At 70.4% G+C, this 14627-nt stretch carries 13 protein-coding genes; 2 read left to right on the top strand and 11 right to left on the bottom strand.

All coding sequences use genetic code 11. The annotated features are described in order from the left end of the window. Window position 1: 1 nt before the first annotated feature. Window positions 2-1186: an MFS transporter gene (locus AC07RV_RS04015; RefSeq protein WP_296784805.1), complete on the bottom strand. Its 1185-nt coding sequence runs from the start codon at window positions 1184-1186 to the stop codon at window positions 2-4. After that, a complete protein-coding gene (locus AC07RV_RS04010) occupies window positions 1183-1866 on the bottom strand; it encodes a class I SAM-dependent methyltransferase (RefSeq protein WP_296784802.1) in 684 nt (227 codons plus the stop codon). The genes AC07RV_RS04015 and AC07RV_RS04010 overlap by 4 nt, the downstream gene beginning before the upstream one ends. A gap of 95 nt (window positions 1867-1961) precedes the next feature. Between AC07RV_RS04010 and AC07RV_RS04005 the strand changes: the two genes are divergently transcribed. After that, window positions 1962-2585 (top strand): TetR/AcrR family transcriptional regulator, encoded by a 624-nt coding sequence (locus tag AC07RV_RS04005; RefSeq protein WP_296784799.1) that lies wholly within the window; start codon window positions 1962-1964, stop codon window positions 2583-2585. Here the strand turns inward: AC07RV_RS04005 and AC07RV_RS04000 are convergent. The 7 genes from AC07RV_RS04000 to AC07RV_RS03970 form a co-directional block, all read right to left on the bottom strand. Further along, window positions 2569-3072 (bottom strand): hypothetical protein, encoded by a 504-nt coding sequence (locus AC07RV_RS04000; RefSeq protein ID WP_296784796.1) that lies wholly within the window; start codon window positions 3070-3072, stop codon window positions 2569-2571. The two genes, AC07RV_RS04005 and AC07RV_RS04000, sit on opposite strands and share 17 nt — an antisense overlap. A gap of 67 nt (window positions 3073-3139) precedes the next feature. Beyond that, the gene (locus AC07RV_RS03995; RefSeq protein ID WP_444852436.1) at window positions 3140-4126 is read right to left on the bottom strand and encodes a Bug family tripartite tricarboxylate transporter substrate binding protein; all 987 of its coding nucleotides are present in this window, start codon (window positions 4124-4126) and stop codon (window positions 3140-3142) included. Between the two features lie 33 nt (window positions 4127-4159). Next, a complete protein-coding gene (locus AC07RV_RS03990; RefSeq protein WP_296784794.1) occupies window positions 4160-5194 on the bottom strand; it encodes an alpha/beta hydrolase in 1035 nt (344 codons plus the stop codon). Window positions 5195-5230: 36 nt separating this feature from the next. Beyond that, entirely contained in the window at window positions 5231-6097 is an 867-nt protein-coding gene (locus AC07RV_RS03985; RefSeq protein WP_296784791.1) for an isocitrate lyase/PEP mutase family protein, read from the bottom strand. 2 nt (window positions 6098-6099) lie between these two features. Further along, a complete protein-coding gene (locus tag AC07RV_RS03980) occupies window positions 6100-7092 on the bottom strand; it encodes a tripartite tricarboxylate transporter substrate binding protein (protein WP_296784788.1) in 993 nt (330 codons plus the stop codon). Continuing rightward, on the bottom strand, window positions 7089-8033 hold the full coding sequence (locus AC07RV_RS03975) for a hydroxymethylglutaryl-CoA lyase (RefSeq protein WP_296784785.1): 945 nt from the start codon (window positions 8031-8033) through the stop codon (window positions 7089-7091). Before AC07RV_RS03975 ends, AC07RV_RS03980 begins: the two co-directional genes overlap by 4 nt. An 8-nt stretch (window positions 8034-8041) precedes the next feature. Next, window positions 8042-9238: a CaiB/BaiF CoA transferase family protein gene (locus AC07RV_RS03970; RefSeq protein WP_296784782.1), complete on the bottom strand. Its 1197-nt coding sequence runs from the start codon at window positions 9236-9238 to the stop codon at window positions 8042-8044. A gap of 163 nt (window positions 9239-9401) precedes the next feature. On the opposite strand from AC07RV_RS03970, the gene prpR reads away from it, so the two are divergent. Continuing rightward, window positions 9402-11366, top strand: a complete 1965-nt coding sequence (gene prpR / locus AC07RV_RS03965; RefSeq protein WP_444852435.1) for a propionate catabolism operon regulatory protein PrpR — start codon at window positions 9402-9404, stop codon at window positions 11364-11366. 18 nt (window positions 11367-11384) lie between these two features. Here prpR and AC07RV_RS03960 read toward each other — a convergent pair whose 3' ends face one another. Both AC07RV_RS03960 and AC07RV_RS03955 read right to left on the bottom strand, forming a co-directional pair. Then, on the bottom strand, window positions 11385-12125 hold the full coding sequence (locus AC07RV_RS03960; RefSeq protein ID WP_296784776.1) for a cobalt ABC transporter substrate-binding protein: 741 nt from the start codon (window positions 12123-12125) through the stop codon (window positions 11385-11387). Between the two features lie 23 nt (window positions 12126-12148). Beyond that, window positions 12149-14332 (bottom strand): TonB-dependent receptor, encoded by a 2184-nt coding sequence (locus tag AC07RV_RS03955; RefSeq protein WP_296784774.1) that lies wholly within the window; start codon window positions 14330-14332, stop codon window positions 12149-12151. Window positions 14333-14627 lie beyond the last annotated feature (295 nt).

Raw genomic sequence — 14627 nt, 5'->3', positions numbered from 1 at the left:
GTCACTCGCGCGCCGTTGCCAGCGTGGGCAGCGCGAACAGCACCGCGAGCGCGCACAGCAGCGCCGCGAGCACCGCGAACGGCAGCATGCGGTCGAGCGCGTAGAGCGCGGTGCTCGCGGCCGGTGCCGCGATCAGCGCCAGGCCCTGGGTCGCGGCGATCAGTCCGGCGACCGCGCCCTGCCGGTCGGTGGGTACCGCGAGCGAGGCGCCGGCCATCGACCCGGCCATCATGAAACCCGCGCCGGCCCCGAGTACCGCGAAGGCCGCCACGTAGGCCGCGAGCGAGAAGGTGCCCAGCAGCACCAGCAGTCCCACGATCCAGGCCGCGCTGCCGGCGATCACCATGCGTTGTGCCGGCCAGCGCAGCACGCGGGCCTGCAGCAGCTGGCTCGCGATCAGCGCTAGGCCCGTCACCGTGAGGGCCGCGGCCAGCCGAGGACCGACCTGCGCGGTCTCGAGGCCGAGCCGGTCCTGGAAGTAGAAGCCCGCGATGATCTGGATCGTGACGATCGCGGTCCACGACATCAGGCTCGCCGCCAGCCAGCGCCGCAGCTCGGGCCTCCAGGGCGAGACCGGCGGCGATGCGACCGCCGCGCGCACATGCGTGCCGCGCGGCACCGTGGCCCACACGACGAAGAAGGCCAGCAGGCACAGCGCGCCCGACAGCATCAGCGGCCAGAGGATGCCGCGCAGCGCGAGCAGCCCGCCGAGCGCCGGGCCGACCACGAGGCCGACGCCGTTGGCCGCGCCGATCAGCGCCATGCCCGCGGCGCGTTCACCCGCCTCGGTGTGATCGGCCATCAGCGCCTGCGCCGCGGACGGCACGGCGGGCAGGAAGGCGACCAGCAGGGCGCGCGCGCCGGTGACCAGTGCCAGCAGGCCGGTGCCGGCGAACAGGCCCGACAAGCCCTGCCGCACCACCGCCGCGAACAGCACATAGGCCACGAACATGCCCGCGAAGCCGATCAGCAGCACGCGGCGGCGCCCCCAGCGGTCGCTCGCCAGGCCCCAGGGCGCCGCCATCGCGGCCATGGCCAGCGAGCTGATCGACAACATCCATCCGCCCTGCTGCACCGTCAGGTGCAGCGAGCGCACCAGCGGCGCGAGGATCGGCAGGATCACCGCGCTGGTCAGCGTGGCCAGCGCCACGCTCGCGAACACCACGGGCTTGATGGAGGTCGTCATGCCCGGTCCTTCGGCGCGCGGGAACGCACGCCGCGGTAGAGCGAGATCGACCCCGTCGGCGTCGGGATCACGGCGGTCTCCTCGACCTCGGCGAAGCCCGCTTCCTGCATCAGCCGCGGCACGATGCCGTCGGCATTGGGCTGGGTGTCGGCGAAGCCGTCGACGCACTGCACCAGCTTGAACAGCGTTCGCATGGCCCGGGTGCGCTGCAGGCCGTAGTCGGCGATGTGCAGCTCGCCGCCCGGCACCAGCGCCGCGTGGATGGCGGCGAGGCCCGCGCGCTTTTCGGCCAGCGGCACCTGGTGCAGCACCAGGCTGGTCACGATCTTGGTCGGCTGCAGCGGCCACAGCAGCGCGACCGCGTCGCGCAGGTAGCCGCGGTGCAACTCGCAGCGCACGCCGGTGGCGGCGAGCTTGGCGCGGGCGCGCTCGAGGATGCGCTCGTCGGGGTCGATGCCGATCAGCCTCGGCGTCGCCGCCGAGCGGCCGAGCAGGGCCAGGAAGGAGCCGGTGCCGCAGCCCACGTCGGCGATCACGTCCGAGGGCCGCGGCGCGAGCTGCGCCAGCAGGGCCGAGCGCCAGTGCCGCTCGCGCGTGAACAGCGACACGATGGGGTCGTAGGCGCCGAGCACCGGCACCGCGGGGGTGAAGTCGCGCGCCGGGCGCAGTGTCTTGTTCATGGCCATCTCCTGATTTCTGGGTGTTTTGCTTCGCTGCGTTGCGATCGATAATCCGAGCAATTGCTCACAATGTCTACTCGCATTCGAGGAACCCCATGGCCCGCGCACCCGTCGTCCACCCGAGAAAGAAGGCCTCGCAGGAGCGTTCGCGCGCGACCGTCGATGCGCTGATCGAGGCCACTGCTCGCGTTCTGGTGCGCGAGGGCTTCGAGCGCGCGAGCACCAACCGCATCGCGGCCGAGGCCGGCGCGAGCATCGGCTCGCTTTACCAGTACTTCCCGACCAAGGAGGCGCTGGTGGCCGCGGTCATCGAGCGGCACAAGAACGACATGATGGAAGTGCTGCGCCGCGCGCTGGTGCGGGTCGCGGGCATGCCGCTCCAGCAGGGCGTGCGCGAACTGGTCGCGCTGATGATCGACGCGCACCGTGTCGACCCCGAACTGCACCGCGTGCTGGTCGAACAGATTCCGCGCATCGGCCGGCTGGCGGAGGTGGAGGGCTTCGACCGCGAGGTGCGCGAACTGGTGCGGGCCTACCTAGAGGCCCATCGCGGCGAGCTGCGCGCGCTCGACCTCGATCTCGCGGCTTTCGTCTGCGTCTCTTCGGTCGAGACGCTCGCGCACGAGGCCGTGCTGCACAACCCCGAGCTGCTCGCGAACCGCAAGGTGAAGGCCTTCACCGACGAGGTGACCTTGCTCGTGATCAGGTATCTGACCTAGCCGCGACGCGCTTCGCCGCGGCGCGCAGCAGCACGCGCGAGTAGAGCTTGTGGAAGCCCGTCAGCGCATCGATCGTCCAGCCAAGGCCGCCCTGCGCGCGCGGCAGGACGGCCGAACCGAAGAACAGCGTGGTCTGCGGTGCCGCACCGTCCGCGCGCGGCGCCACCATGAGCCAGCTGCGCGTGCGCCCGGTCGCCAGCACGATCTGGTCGGCCGCGCGCGCCTCGACGCGCCAGGCCGAGAAGGTCTCGACATGGCCCGCGGCCAGCGCGGCCGCATCGGCATCGTTCGCGCGCCGCCCGAGCACCACGCCGAGCAGCCAGCGCTCGGGCTTGAAGACCGGCGAGGTGTAGAAGGCCTCGATGTAGCTGGCCAGCGGCACGCGGCCATCGACGGCGAGCGCGTGGCAGTCGGTGTAGGCGCCCGTGCCCTCGTAGCGGGCGAGCAGGGCATGCGCGGGCAGGGCGCGGATCTCGATCGGGTTCATGGGGCGGCGGCGGTCGCACGAGGATGCGTGCCCGTGCATTGTGCGGTGCCGTGCCCCGCGCCCGGCGTCAATCGACCCGGACCTTGGCCGCCTTCACGATCTGGTCGTACTTCGCGAGGTCGGCGCGGATCTGCTGGCCGAACTCCGCGGGCGTGTTGCCCAGCGCCGAGATGCCCAGCGACGCGAGCCGCTCGCGCACCTCGGGCGACTGCACCACCGCATGCAGCTCGCGCTGCAGCCGGTCGACGATGGGCTGCGGCGTCTTCGCGGGCGCGAGGATGCCGATCCACGAGCTCGACTCGAAGCCCGGCACGCCCGATTCGGCGACCGTGGGCACCTCGGGCAGCGAGGCCAGCCGCTGCGCGCTCGACACGGCGATCGGCCGGATCTGGCCCTTCTGCACGAAGGGATAGGCACCGGCCACCGCGGTGTAGAGCATCGGCAGCGAGCCGCCGACGAGGTCGGTCATCGACTGGCCGCCGCCCTTGTAGGGCACGTGCACGAAGTTCGCGCCGGTGCGGGCCTTGAGCAGTTCGCCGGCCAGGTGCGGCGTGCTGCCGGTGCCCGCGCTGCCGTAGGACACGCCGCCCGGGTTGGTCTTCGAATACGCCACCAGCTCGGACAGCGTCTTCGCGGGCACTGAAGGATGCACGACGATGATCAGCACCGCGTCGCCGATCTTGCTGACCGGCACGAAGTCCTTGAGGGTGTCGAACGGCACCTTGGCATAGACATGCGGATTGATGACCAGCGTGCCGTCGAAGCCCAGCAGCAGCGTGTAGCCGTCGGGCGCCGCGGTGGCCACCATCTGCGTGCCGATGTTGCCCGAGGCGCCGGGCCGGTTGTCGACCACCACGCTCTGGCCCAGGCGCGCGCCGAGCTTGTCGGCCACCACGCGCGCGCCGGTGTCGGTCACGCCGCCGGGCGTGAAGGGCACGATCAGGCGGATCGGCTTGTTGGGGTAGTCCTGCTGCGCGGCCGCGGGGCCCATGGCCAGCGCGAGCGGCAGCGCGGCCGCGAGCAGGCGCGCCAGCGTGTTCTTCCATGCATTCATCGCTTGTCTCCTTCGTTCGTTCTTCGTTGTCGTTCAGCGCTTCAGGCCCTGCTTCGCGAGCCACTGGTCGACGCGCTCGGCAATCGCATCGGAGTTGCGGTCCATCATCAGCATGTGCGAATTGCCGCGCCAGCCGAGCTCGGGCAGCAGCAGGCGGTCGCCGGTGCCGCCGGCCGCGATCAGCCGCTGGCGGAAGTTCTCCTGCTGCGCCGTGATGCGCGCCCAGAACGGATAGCGCTCGAGGTTGTCGCCCCACACCCACAGCATGGGCACGCCCTTGAGGCGCGCGAAGTCGGTGGTCTCGGGATTCGGTGAGCCCGAGGTTTCGACGGCGACGATGGCCTTGACCTTGTCGGGGTACCTGAGCGCCGAATTGAAGGCGAAGTTGCCGCCCTGGCTGTGGACCACGATCACGCAGGGGCAGGCCTTCCGCACATAGGCATCGTAGGCCGCCTGCGTGGCCGCGTCGTTGGTGCTCCAGCGCGGTATCGACTGCTTCGCGAACTGGTCGAAGCTGGCCACCGGGAACTGCGTGCCCGGCAGCGCGCGGCGCTTCGCGGGATCGGTGTCGTACGAACCGGTCTCGCCGATGCGGAACAGCTCCCAGCCTTCCTTCTTCGGCCGGAAGAAGGGCTCGCTCTTGAAGATCTCGGGATAGCGCGCCCACGAGGCGCGGCCGCGTTCCACCGCGTCGCTCACGTACACGTCCCAGCCGGCGCGCAGGAAGTGGTTCTCCCAGCCCGGCTGGCCATCGGGCTTGGTCTCCCAGGTCACGCCCGAGAGGCCGCCGCCATGCCACAGCAGCAGCGGATAGCGGCCCGCGGGATTCGCCAGGCGCGTATAGCGTGCATAGAGCCCCTCGACCTCGAAGTCGCCGTTGGGGTCGAACTTCAACGGCGGGGCGCCGGGCGTGAACACCAGTTCCTTCTCGGGCAGGCCCGAGAGCGTGACGGCGCGTCCGCCCACGTGGTAGCTGCCGACGTCGGCCACCTGCAGCGCGCCCGTCGAGCAGCCCGCCAGAGCCGCGGCCGCGATGCCGAGCAGCGCGAGCTTCCATGCATGTCTCATCTCTTGTCTCCGTTGTTGTTGGTGTGGGTGAGCGCGCTATCGCGCCCAGCGTTTCTCGAAGTCCCAAACCTCCTCGAAGCCGATGCGCCGGCAGAACTCGTTGAAGTCGAACAGATCGTCGCCCGGTGCCACGCTGCCGCCGCTCGCCTTCAGGTGGCGCAGCGCGCGCTCCATCGCGGCCGCGGCCACGAGGCTGGTCATCGACGGATAGATGGCGAGCGAGAAGCCGATCTCTTGCAGCGTCTGCGCGCCCAGCATCGGCGTCTTCCCGCCATCGGACATGTTGGCCATCATCGGCAGCTCGAAGGCCTCGCAGGCGCGGCGCATCTCGTCCTCGGACTGCGGCGCCTCGAAGAACAGGATGTCGGCGCCCGCGCGTGCATAGGCCTCGAGCCGGCGCAGCGCCTCGTCGACGCCGAGCTCGGCGCGCGCATCGGTGCGCGCGATGATCAGGAAGTTCTTCCTGTCCTCGCGCGCCTCGGCGGCCACGCGGATCTTGTCGACCATGTCCTGCACCGGCACGCAGCGCTTGAACGGCGTGTGGCCGCACTTCTTCGGGAACTCCTGGTCCTCGAGCTGGATGGCCGTGACGCCGGCCGCCTCGTAGCCGCGCACCGTGTGGTGCACGTTGAGCAGGCCGCCGTAGCCGGTGTCGGCATCGGCGATGACGGCCGCGCCGCCGCTGCTGCGCACCAGCGTCGCCATGCGGTCGAGCATCTGGGTGTAGGTGGCGATGCCCGCATCGGGCAGCCCGAGGCTCGAGGCCGTGAGCCAGAAGCCCGAGCCGTAGACGATGTCGAAGCCGACCTTGGCCGCCATGGTGGCGGCGATCATGTCCTGCAGGCCGGGGATGACGATGAACTCGCGGCGCTCGAGCTTCTCGCGCAAGAGGGGGCTGGCCATCGTCACTCGGCCCGGATGCCGCCGCGTTGCGCGACCAGCGTCCACTTCTTCGTCTCGGCCGCGAGGAAGCTGCGGAACTCGGCCGGCGGCGTGAGCGTGATGTGCGCGCCCTGGTCCTCCATCTGCTTGAGCACGGCCGGGTCGGCCGCCACCTTCTTCAGGTCCTGGTTGATCTGCGCGACGATGGGCGCGGGCAGGCCGGCCGGGCCGAACAGGCCATACCAGCTCAGCGATTCCACGCCGTCGAGGCCGGCCTCCTTGAAGGTCATCGCATCGGGGAACAGCGCCATGCGCTGCGTGTCGGCCACGCCGACCACGCGCAGCGCGCCCGAGCGCACATGGGGCAGGGCAGTCAGCACGCTGGTCACGCCCATCGGCAGGTGGCCGCCGATGATGTCGACCATGATCGGCGCGCCGCCCTTGTAGGGCACGCCGGTCGATTGCAGCTTGCCGGCCTGGCGGATCATCTCGCCGGTCAGCCGGGTCTGGCCCTCGGAGTAGCCCACGCCCAGCGGCTCCTTGCGCGCCGCCTCGATCACGTCGCGCAGCGTCTTGTAAGGGCCATTGGCCTGCACCACCAGCACCGAGGGCGAGTTCGCGATATTGGTGATCGGCGTGAAGGCCTTGTCGGTGTCGTAGGGCAGGCTTTTCATCAGCACCGGGTTGACCGCGTGCGAACCCACCACCAGCAGCAGCGTGTGGCCGTCGGCCGGCGCGCGCGCGACGAAGTTCGAGCCGATCACGCCGTTGGCGCCGGTGCGGTTGTCCACCACCACCGACTGGCCCCACAGGTCCGACAGGCGCTGCGCCATCAGCCGGCCCACGATGTCGGTGCCGCCGCCCGCCGAGTAGGGCACGACCAGCGTGACGGGCTTGGTCGGGAACTTGGCCGCCGGTGCCTGGGCCCAGGCGCCGGCCGAGGCCATGGCGGCCAGCGCGGCGAGTGCCGTGCGGCGGGTGGGATGCGCGGTGAAGGGGGTCGATGGGTTGGTCATGTGTTGGCTGTCTCCGGGGATGTGTTGTTGGATGAATTCGTCTTCTCGCGCTGGCGCCGCAGCCAGGCGATCGCGCGGCCGCCGAGCGGGCGCTGCAGCCGTTCCTGCGCGAAGTCGATCGCCTCGAGCAGGCCGTCGAGCGAGATGCCGGTGGAAAAACCGCTGCGCTCGGCCATCAGCACCAGGTCTTCGGTGGCGAGGTTGCCGGCGGCACCGGGCGCGAACGGGCAGCCGCCGATGCCGCCCACGCTGGCGTCGAAGCGCCGGATGCCGGCCTCGAGCGCGGCCCAGGCATTGGCGACCGCCATGCCGCGCGTGTCGTGCAGGTGGATCGCGAGCCGTTCGGGCGCGATCGCTTCGGCGAGCACGCGCATGCGTTGCTTCACCATGCCCGGCGAGGCCGAGCCGATGGTGTCGGCGATCACGATCTCGCCGGCGCCCGCGGCCTGCATGCGCCGCGCGAGGCGCAGCACCTCGGCCAGCGGCGTCTCGCCCTCGAACGGGCAGTCGAAGGCCACGGCCACGTAGGCGCGGGTGCGCAGGCCCAGCGCGTGCGCCGCGGCCAGCGTGCGTTCGCCGACCTCGGTGGCTTCGTTCAAGCCCATGTTGATGTTGCGCTGGTTCATGGTCTCGGTGGCCGAGAGCACGACCGCGATCTCGGCCGCACCGGCCGCATGCGCGCGCTCCAGTCCCTTGAGGTTGGGCACCAGCACCGAGCAGCGCAGCTCGGGCAGCGCCGCGTGCACCAGCGGCAGCAGCTCGGCCGCATCTGCCATCTGCGGCACGGCCCTGGGCGACACGAAGCTGGTGGCCTCGACGCTGCGCACGCCGGCGGCCGCGAGCAGTTGCACCAGGCGCAGCTTGTCGTTGGCGCCCAGGTGCACCGGCTGGTTCTGCAGGCCGTCGCGCGGCGCGACGTCGGTGATGTGAATGGCTTCCATCGGCATCTTCAGGCGATAGTGCCGGCCTGGCGCAGCGCGTCCAGCTTCGCGTCGGAATAGCCGACCCAGTCGCCGAGCACGCGGCGCGTGTGCTCGCCGAGCGAGGGCGGGCTGCCGTAGGCCTGGGGCGCGGCGGCCGAGAGCTTGATCGGGTTGCCCGGCATGCGCACGGTCTCGCCGGTGTGCAGCGGCACCTCGACCACCATGTCGCGCGCGAGCACCTGCGTGTCGCTCAGCGCCTGCGCGAAGTCGTTGACCGGTCCGCATGGAATGCGCGCCTCGCGCAGCCGTTCGAGCCAATGGGCGGTCGGCTGCTTGCGCAACTCGCCGGCGATCAGCGCGTCGATCTCGGCCTTGGCCGCGAAGCGCACTGGCTGCTGCCGGTAGGCCGGGTCGCGCAACGCCGGCAGGTCGATGAACTCGACGAAGCGCTCGAAGAAGGGATCGCCGATGCAGGCGATGATGATGTGGCCGTCGGCCGTGGGATAGCTGTTGTAGGGCACGTGCACGAAGTGGCCGTTGCCGATGCCCGCGGGCACGTGGCCCGACATCAGGTGCATGGTCGCCATGTAGTTGAGCAGCGAGATCTGCGCGTCGAGCATCGAGATGTCGACGTGCTGCCCGCGCCCGGTGCGCTCGCGCTCGGCCAGCGCTGCCAGCACGCCCATCGCGCCGAACATGCCGCCGCCGAGGTCGCCGATCGGGATGCCGCTGCGCGTGGGGCCGCTCTCGGGCGTGCCGGTGATCGACATGCCGCCACCCATCGCCTGCACGACCTGGTCGAAGGCCGGGCGCTGCGTCTCGGGGCCGGTCTGGCCGAAGCCCGTGACCGAGCAGGTCACGATGCGCGGGTTGACCTGCGACAGCGATTCGAAGTCGATGCCCAGGCGCTGCGTGACCCCGACGCTGAAGTTGTCGAACACCACGTCGGCCCGGCGCACCAGGTCGAGGAACACGGCCTTGCCCTCGGGGCTCTTGAGGTCCACGCAGACGCTCTCCTTGTTGCGGTTCAGCGTGAGGTAGTAGGCGCCCATGCCGCCGCGCGCGTAGTCGGGATCGTTCTCCAGCAGGCGCCGGGTGCCTTCGCCGCTGACGGGCGGCTCGACCTTGATGGTGCGCGCGCCGAGGTCGGCCAGCAGCATGGTGCCGTAGGGGCCCGACAGCATGTGCGTCAGGTCGAGCACCGTGATGTGTTCGAGTGCCAAGTCGTGTGTCTCCTGAAAGACCTTCGTGTTGCACGGCATGTGCCAGCGCGTGGGTCTGCAGGCAAGTCCTTGATGTGAAAGGAGATTTTTCAAGAGGCTCGGGTTTTTACTGTGTCTTGTGCGACATCGATGAAACGCGGTGCGTGTTTCAATGCGACGCATGATGGAACGCCAGCTCCCCGCCGACCCGGCCTCCCCCGCGCGCCGCGGCCTGCCGCGCCTGTGCTTCCTGAGCTACCGCCAGATCCGCGAATTCGCGCTGCCCGTGGTGGCCGAGTACGTCGGCCGCGCCGAGATCGAGGTGGTCGACGGCACCTTCGGCGACGCGCTCGCGATCGCGCGCGACCGCCTCGAGCGCGGCCTGGTCGATGCCTTCGTGAGCGCGGGCTCGAACGCGAGCATCCTGCGCGCCGGCCTCGAGGCGCCGGTGGCGACGATCCAGCTCGGCGGCTTCGACCTGATGCAGGCGCTGATCAAGGCGCGGCGCATCGCCAAGCGCGTGGGCGTGGTGATGTACGGCCAGACCATTCCCGAGCTCGACGAGGTCAAGGACCTGCTCAACATCGAGGTCAGCCAGTACGCCTACCGCACGCCCGACGACGCACGCCAGCGCTTCGAGTCATTGCGCCGCGAGGGCTTCGACGTGATCGTGGGCTCGAGCCTGGTGGTCGAGCTGGCGCAGCAGGCGGGGCTGCACGGCCTGCTGGCCTATTCGCTCGCAAGCGTCCGCAAGGGCTTCGAGGATGCGATGGAGCTCGCGCGCGTGGCGCGGCTCGAGGCCGGGCGCTACGAGCAGCTCAATGGCGTGCTGCACAACCTGCAGGAGGCGGTGCTCGCGGTCGACCGCGACAACCGCATCATCGCGGTCAACCCGCCCATGCAGCTGCTGCTGGGCCATGCGCCCGCGCGCCTGCTGGGCCGCTCGCTCGAGGTGATGCAGCCCGAGCTGTCGCTGCGGGCCACGCTCGACCAGGGCCTGGAGGAGCGTGCCCTCGTGCAGCGCTTCGCGCAGCGCGACTGGGTGGTCAACCGCACGCCGATCCGCGAGCACGGCGAGATCGTCGGCGCCGCGCTCACGCTCTACGACGCACGCGCGATCCAGGAGGCCGACACCAGCCTGCGCATGCAGCACGGCCGCCGCCAGAGCGCGGCGCGGCACCGCTTCGCGAGCCTGGTGGGCCACAGCCCGGCTTTCGCGCGCGCCGTGCAGACCGCGCAGCGCTTCGCGCGCAACGACCTCACGGTGCTGATCGCGGGCGAGAGCGGCGTGGGCAAGGAGCTGTTCGCGCAGTCGATCCACAACGAGAGCACGCGCGCGGGCCGCCCCTTCGTGGCGGTGAACTGCGCGGCCTTTCCTGAGGCGCTGCTCGAGAGCGAGCTGTTCGGCTACGAGGAGGGCGCCTTCACCGGCTCGCGCCGCGGCGGCAAGCGTGGCCTGTTCGAGACCGCGCACACCGGCACCCTGTTCCTCGACGAGATCGGCGACATGCCGCTGCACCTGCAGACGCGCCTGCTGCGCGTGCTGCAGGAGCGCGAGATCACGCGGCTGGGCGCGACCGCGCCGATCCCCGTCGACGTGCGCGTGATCGCCGCCACGCACCAGCCGCTGCAGCAGATGATCGCCGAGCGGCGCTTTCGCCAGGACCTCTACTACCGCATCAACACCCTGCGCCTGGTGCTGCCGCCGCTGCGCGAGCGGCGCGAGGACGTCGCGCTGCTGGCCCAGGTGCTGGTGGAGCGCTGCCTGCAGCGGCAGGGCCATGGCGTGCTCGATGCGCGGCGTGCGCTGGCGCCCTTGATGCCGCGCCTGCTGGCCTACGGCTGGCCCGGCAATGTGCGCGAGCTCGAGAACGTGGGCGAGCGCATCGCCGTGTTCCTCATGCAGTTCGAGCGGGTCGAGGAGATTCGCTGGGAGGAGCTGCGGCACGAGTGTCCGGAGCTGTTCGCGGACGAGAACGCCGCGCCGGTCGAGGTGAGCGGTGTGCCCGCGAAATCGCAATGGCGCGAACTGTTGGTCGCGAACGGCGGCAACCGGCAGCAGACCGCGCGGCAGCTTGGCGTGAGTCGGTCGACCTTGTGGCGGTGGGTGCGGGAGATGGAGGGCGCGACCGACGAACCGCCCGCGTAGAACGCGGGCGGCAATCGATCACTTGTTCGGCGCCGCCGCAGGCCCCGCCGGCAGCGCTGCGATGCCGTCCGCCTTCACGTAGGTCAGCGTCGTCACATAGCTCACGCTGTCGAACTTCTCGGGCCCGTTGGCACCGGGCCGCTCGCCGGCCACGGCATCGCTGACGCTGACCTCGGCCACGTAGGTGCCCTGCCATGGCAGGTCGAACTTCACCAGGCCCTGTTCGTCGGTGTGGCCTTCCTTGGTCCAGCCCGATTGCGTGACCAGCGCGACCTTGGTCTTGGCCTTGGGCTGGCCCTTGAAGAACAGATTGAATTCGCCGGCATGGCCCGCGGGCACGAGGTCGAGCACCAGCTTCGGCTGCAGTGGCGCGAAGCCGGTGACCAGGCGCGCGGCCGGGTGGTAGCGGCCGACGGTCTGCTTGTCGCCCTGCTTGCGGTTGAACAGCGGATAGCCCGCGTCCTCGGCCACGATGCTCTCGCCGGCAGCAGCGCCGAAGGGCAGCGCGAAGCCGCTGGCGGTCTTCTGCGCGTCGACGCTCTGCTCGCCCTTGGCCGACACCAGGGTGGCGGTGGGCTTGCCGAACTTGTCGAGCAGGCCCGGCGAGACCTCGCGCAGGTTCTCGCCGAATTCGCCGAAGCGCACGACGGCGGTCTTCTCGCCGGCCGGCTGCTCGATCCAGATCTGGTGCGCCTGCGCGGCACCGGCGAAGCCCAGCAGGGCGAAGGCGGCGGTGGCGATGGCGTTGATGCGGTTCATGCGTAAAGCTCCTTGGTTCAGGTTCAGAAATCGACGGTGGCCGACAGCATCAGCGTGCGCGGCGCACCCACGGTGACGTAGGTGCTGGTCACCCAGTAGTTCTTGTCGAACACGTTCTCGAGGTTGGCGCGGAAGGTCACGGGCTTGCCGCCCATCTTCGTGGCGTAGCGCGCGCCGATGTCGAGTCGCGTCCAGCCCGGCACGCGCAGGATGTTGGCGGCGTCGCCATACACGGAAGACGTGTGGATCACGCGGCCGTTCAGGCTCAGGCCCGCCACCCACGGCGTGTCCCAGTCCAGGCCCAGGTTGAAGGTGCGGTCGGGCACGCCGGCCGCGTCCTTGCCCTGGTTGGTGCCACCGGCGGTGCGCGTGAGCTTGGCGTCGTTGAAGGCCGCGCTCGCCATCACGCGCAGGCCCTGCTGGAGCTCGCCGTAGGCGGTGAGCTCGAGGCCGCGGTTGCGCTGCTCGCCGCCGAAGCTGTAGACCAGCGTGGCCGGGTCGGTGAGGGCATTGGGCCGCGTGATCTGGTAGACGGCGGCCTGCGTCGTGAGGCGGCCCCAGTCGACCTTCACGCCGGCTTCGTACTGCTTCGACTTCTGCGGTGCGAAGGTCTCGCCGACGTTGGCCGTGCCCGGGCCCGCCGTGCCGCCGCGCGTGAGGCCGGCCGTGTAGTTGGCATACACCGAGACGTTCTGCATCGGCTTGAACACCAGGCCCACCAGCGGCGAGGTCGCGCTGGCCTTGTAGCGGCTGGTCGATGCGCCCGAGGTCTGCGAGAAGCTCTCCTGCTCGATGGTCTGGTCGCGCAGGCCCAGCGTCGCGAGGAAGCGGCCGTCGGCGAAGGACATGGTGTCGGCCAGCACCACGCTCGACTGCTTGAGCTCGGCCGACTTCACCGCGGGCGTGCGCGGCGTGGTCACCAGCGGCAGCGGCGCGGGGAAGTACAGGCTCGACGGGTTCGTGGCGCGCGAGGTCGCGTAGAAGAAGCCCGACTCCTGATCGAGCAGGTTCACGCCGAGCGCCACCGTGTGGCCCACGCCGCCGGTCTTGAACTTCGTGCGCACGCCGGCGTCGGCCGCGGTGGTCTTGCTGTAGAAGTCGTAGTAGGCGTTCGAGACGTTGAAGTTGCCCAGCGAATTGGGCCGGCCGCTCGGGAACACCTGCTGGTAGTCGAGGTCGGTGTAGCCCACGCTGCCGTAGACCATGGTGCTGTCGCTGATGTCGTACTCGATGCGCGAGATGGCCGTCTTGACGTTGTCGTCGAGCTCGGTGCCCGGGTAGAAGTTCAGGCGCGCCGACGGCGGTTCGGGAATGCGCGTGATGCCGGCCGCGAAGCTGGTCTGCGGGCGGAACTCGCGCGTCTCGCCCTTGCTCGCGAAGGCGTCGAGCGACCAGCGCAGGCGCGTGCCGAGGTAGTCGAGGCCCAGCGAACCGAGGCCGAGCTTCTGCTTGCCGTTGTCGATGTTGCCTTCGCCGTTGCGGAACACGCCGTTGACGCGCACGCCCCACTGGTTCTCGTCGCCGAAGCGGCGGCCCACGTCGAGGTGCGTGCCGAGCTGGCCCTTGCTCATGTAGGTGGTGGTCAGGCGCGTGAGCGGCGCATCGGCCGCGCGCTTGGTCACCACGTTGATGCTGCCGCCCACGCTGCCGCTGGGGCCGACGCCGTTGGCCAGCGCGCCCGGGCCCTTGAGCACCTCGACGCGCTCGATCATCTCGAGCGGCACGCGCGTGGTGGGCGTGAGGCCGAACAGGCCGTTGAGCCCGATGTCGGCGTTGGGCACGGTGAAGCCGCGGATCTGGAAGTCGTCGCCGAAGCCGCCGCGCGAGGTCAGCGGGCGCACCGAGGCGTCGTTCATCACCACGTCGGCCACGCTCAGCGCCTGCTGGTTCTGAATCAGCTCGGCCGTGTAGTTGGTGGTACTGAACGGCACGTTCATCAGGTCGGTGATGCCCAGGATGCCGAGGCTGCCGCCGCGCGCGAACTGGCCGCCGGCGTAGGTCTTCTGCAGGCCGCCGATGGCTTCGGCTTCGCCCGAGACGACGACCTCGCCGAGCTGGCCCTGCGCGGGCGCGGTGGCGGTCTGGGCCGCGGCGCTTGCGGCGGCGAAGGCCAGGCAGGCGGCCAGGCAATGGCGCGCCAGCGGGCGGAGGGAGGAGGGCGGAAAGGAGGAAGCGGTGCGGGACGAGGGGGCGGCGGACGAGGGCATCGGTCAGGAATCGGCGAGAAAAAGGCAGGCACCGGCGAGCCGGTGCGGGGTCGGGGCGAGGTCGGAATCGGGACGGCACGACGCGGGTGGGCCAGCGTGGCCGGGCTCGGGCGAGCTTGTTATGAATGAAAACGATTCTCATCATAGGTTGGGGTCGCTGCAAACCTTCCTATGCCTTTTGACTTTTGTGGACAAATGTGTCCTGAAGACCACAGCCGCCCGCGGCCCGCCGCCGCGGCGCGGAGCCTCGCGCGGAGACGCGCCGATACTGTGGGCCGATGCCTCCCATCCCCGT

It is taken from the genome of Variovorax sp. GW821-FHT09B01 (genome assembly GCF_059418345.1).
This window is presented reverse-complemented; position numbering and strand designations above follow the sequence as displayed.

Bases quoted from the DNA above. Each gene is read 5' to 3' on its own strand.
- AC07RV_RS04015 (WP_296784805.1), bottom strand. From the start codon at position 1,186: ATGACGACCTCCATCAAGCCCGTGGTGTTCGCGAGCGTGGCGCTGGCC.
- AC07RV_RS04010 (WP_296784802.1), bottom strand. From the start codon at position 1,866: ATGAACAAGACACTGCGCCCGGCGCGCGACTTCACCCCCGCGGTGCCG.
- AC07RV_RS04005 (WP_296784799.1), top strand. From the start codon at position 1,962: ATGGCCCGCGCACCCGTCGTCCACCCGAGAAAGAAGGCCTCGCAGGAG.
- AC07RV_RS04000 (WP_296784796.1), bottom strand. From the start codon at position 3,072: ATGAACCCGATCGAGATCCGCGCCCTGCCCGCGCATGCCCTGCTCGCC.
- AC07RV_RS03995 (WP_444852436.1), bottom strand. From the start codon at position 4,126: ATGAATGCATGGAAGAACACGCTGGCGCGCCTGCTCGCGGCCGCGCTG.
- AC07RV_RS03990 (WP_296784794.1), bottom strand. From the start codon at position 5,194: ATGAGACATGCATGGAAGCTCGCGCTGCTCGGCATCGCGGCCGCGGCT.
- AC07RV_RS03985 (WP_296784791.1), bottom strand. From the start codon at position 6,097: ATGGCCAGCCCCCTCTTGCGCGAGAAGCTCGAGCGCCGCGAGTTCATC.
- AC07RV_RS03980 (WP_296784788.1), bottom strand. From the start codon at position 7,092: ATGACCAACCCATCGACCCCCTTCACCGCGCATCCCACCCGCCGCACG.
- AC07RV_RS03975 (WP_296784785.1), bottom strand. From the start codon at position 8,033: ATGGAAGCCATTCACATCACCGACGTCGCGCCGCGCGACGGCCTGCAG.
- prpR (WP_444852435.1), top strand. From the start codon at position 9,402: ATGGAACGCCAGCTCCCCGCCGACCCGGCCTCCCCCGCGCGCCGCGGC.
- AC07RV_RS03960 (WP_296784776.1), bottom strand. From the start codon at position 12,125: ATGAACCGCATCAACGCCATCGCCACCGCCGCCTTCGCCCTGCTGGGC.
- AC07RV_RS03955 (WP_296784774.1), bottom strand. From the start codon at position 14,332: ATGCCCTCGTCCGCCGCCCCCTCGTCCCGCACCGCTTCCTCCTTTCCG.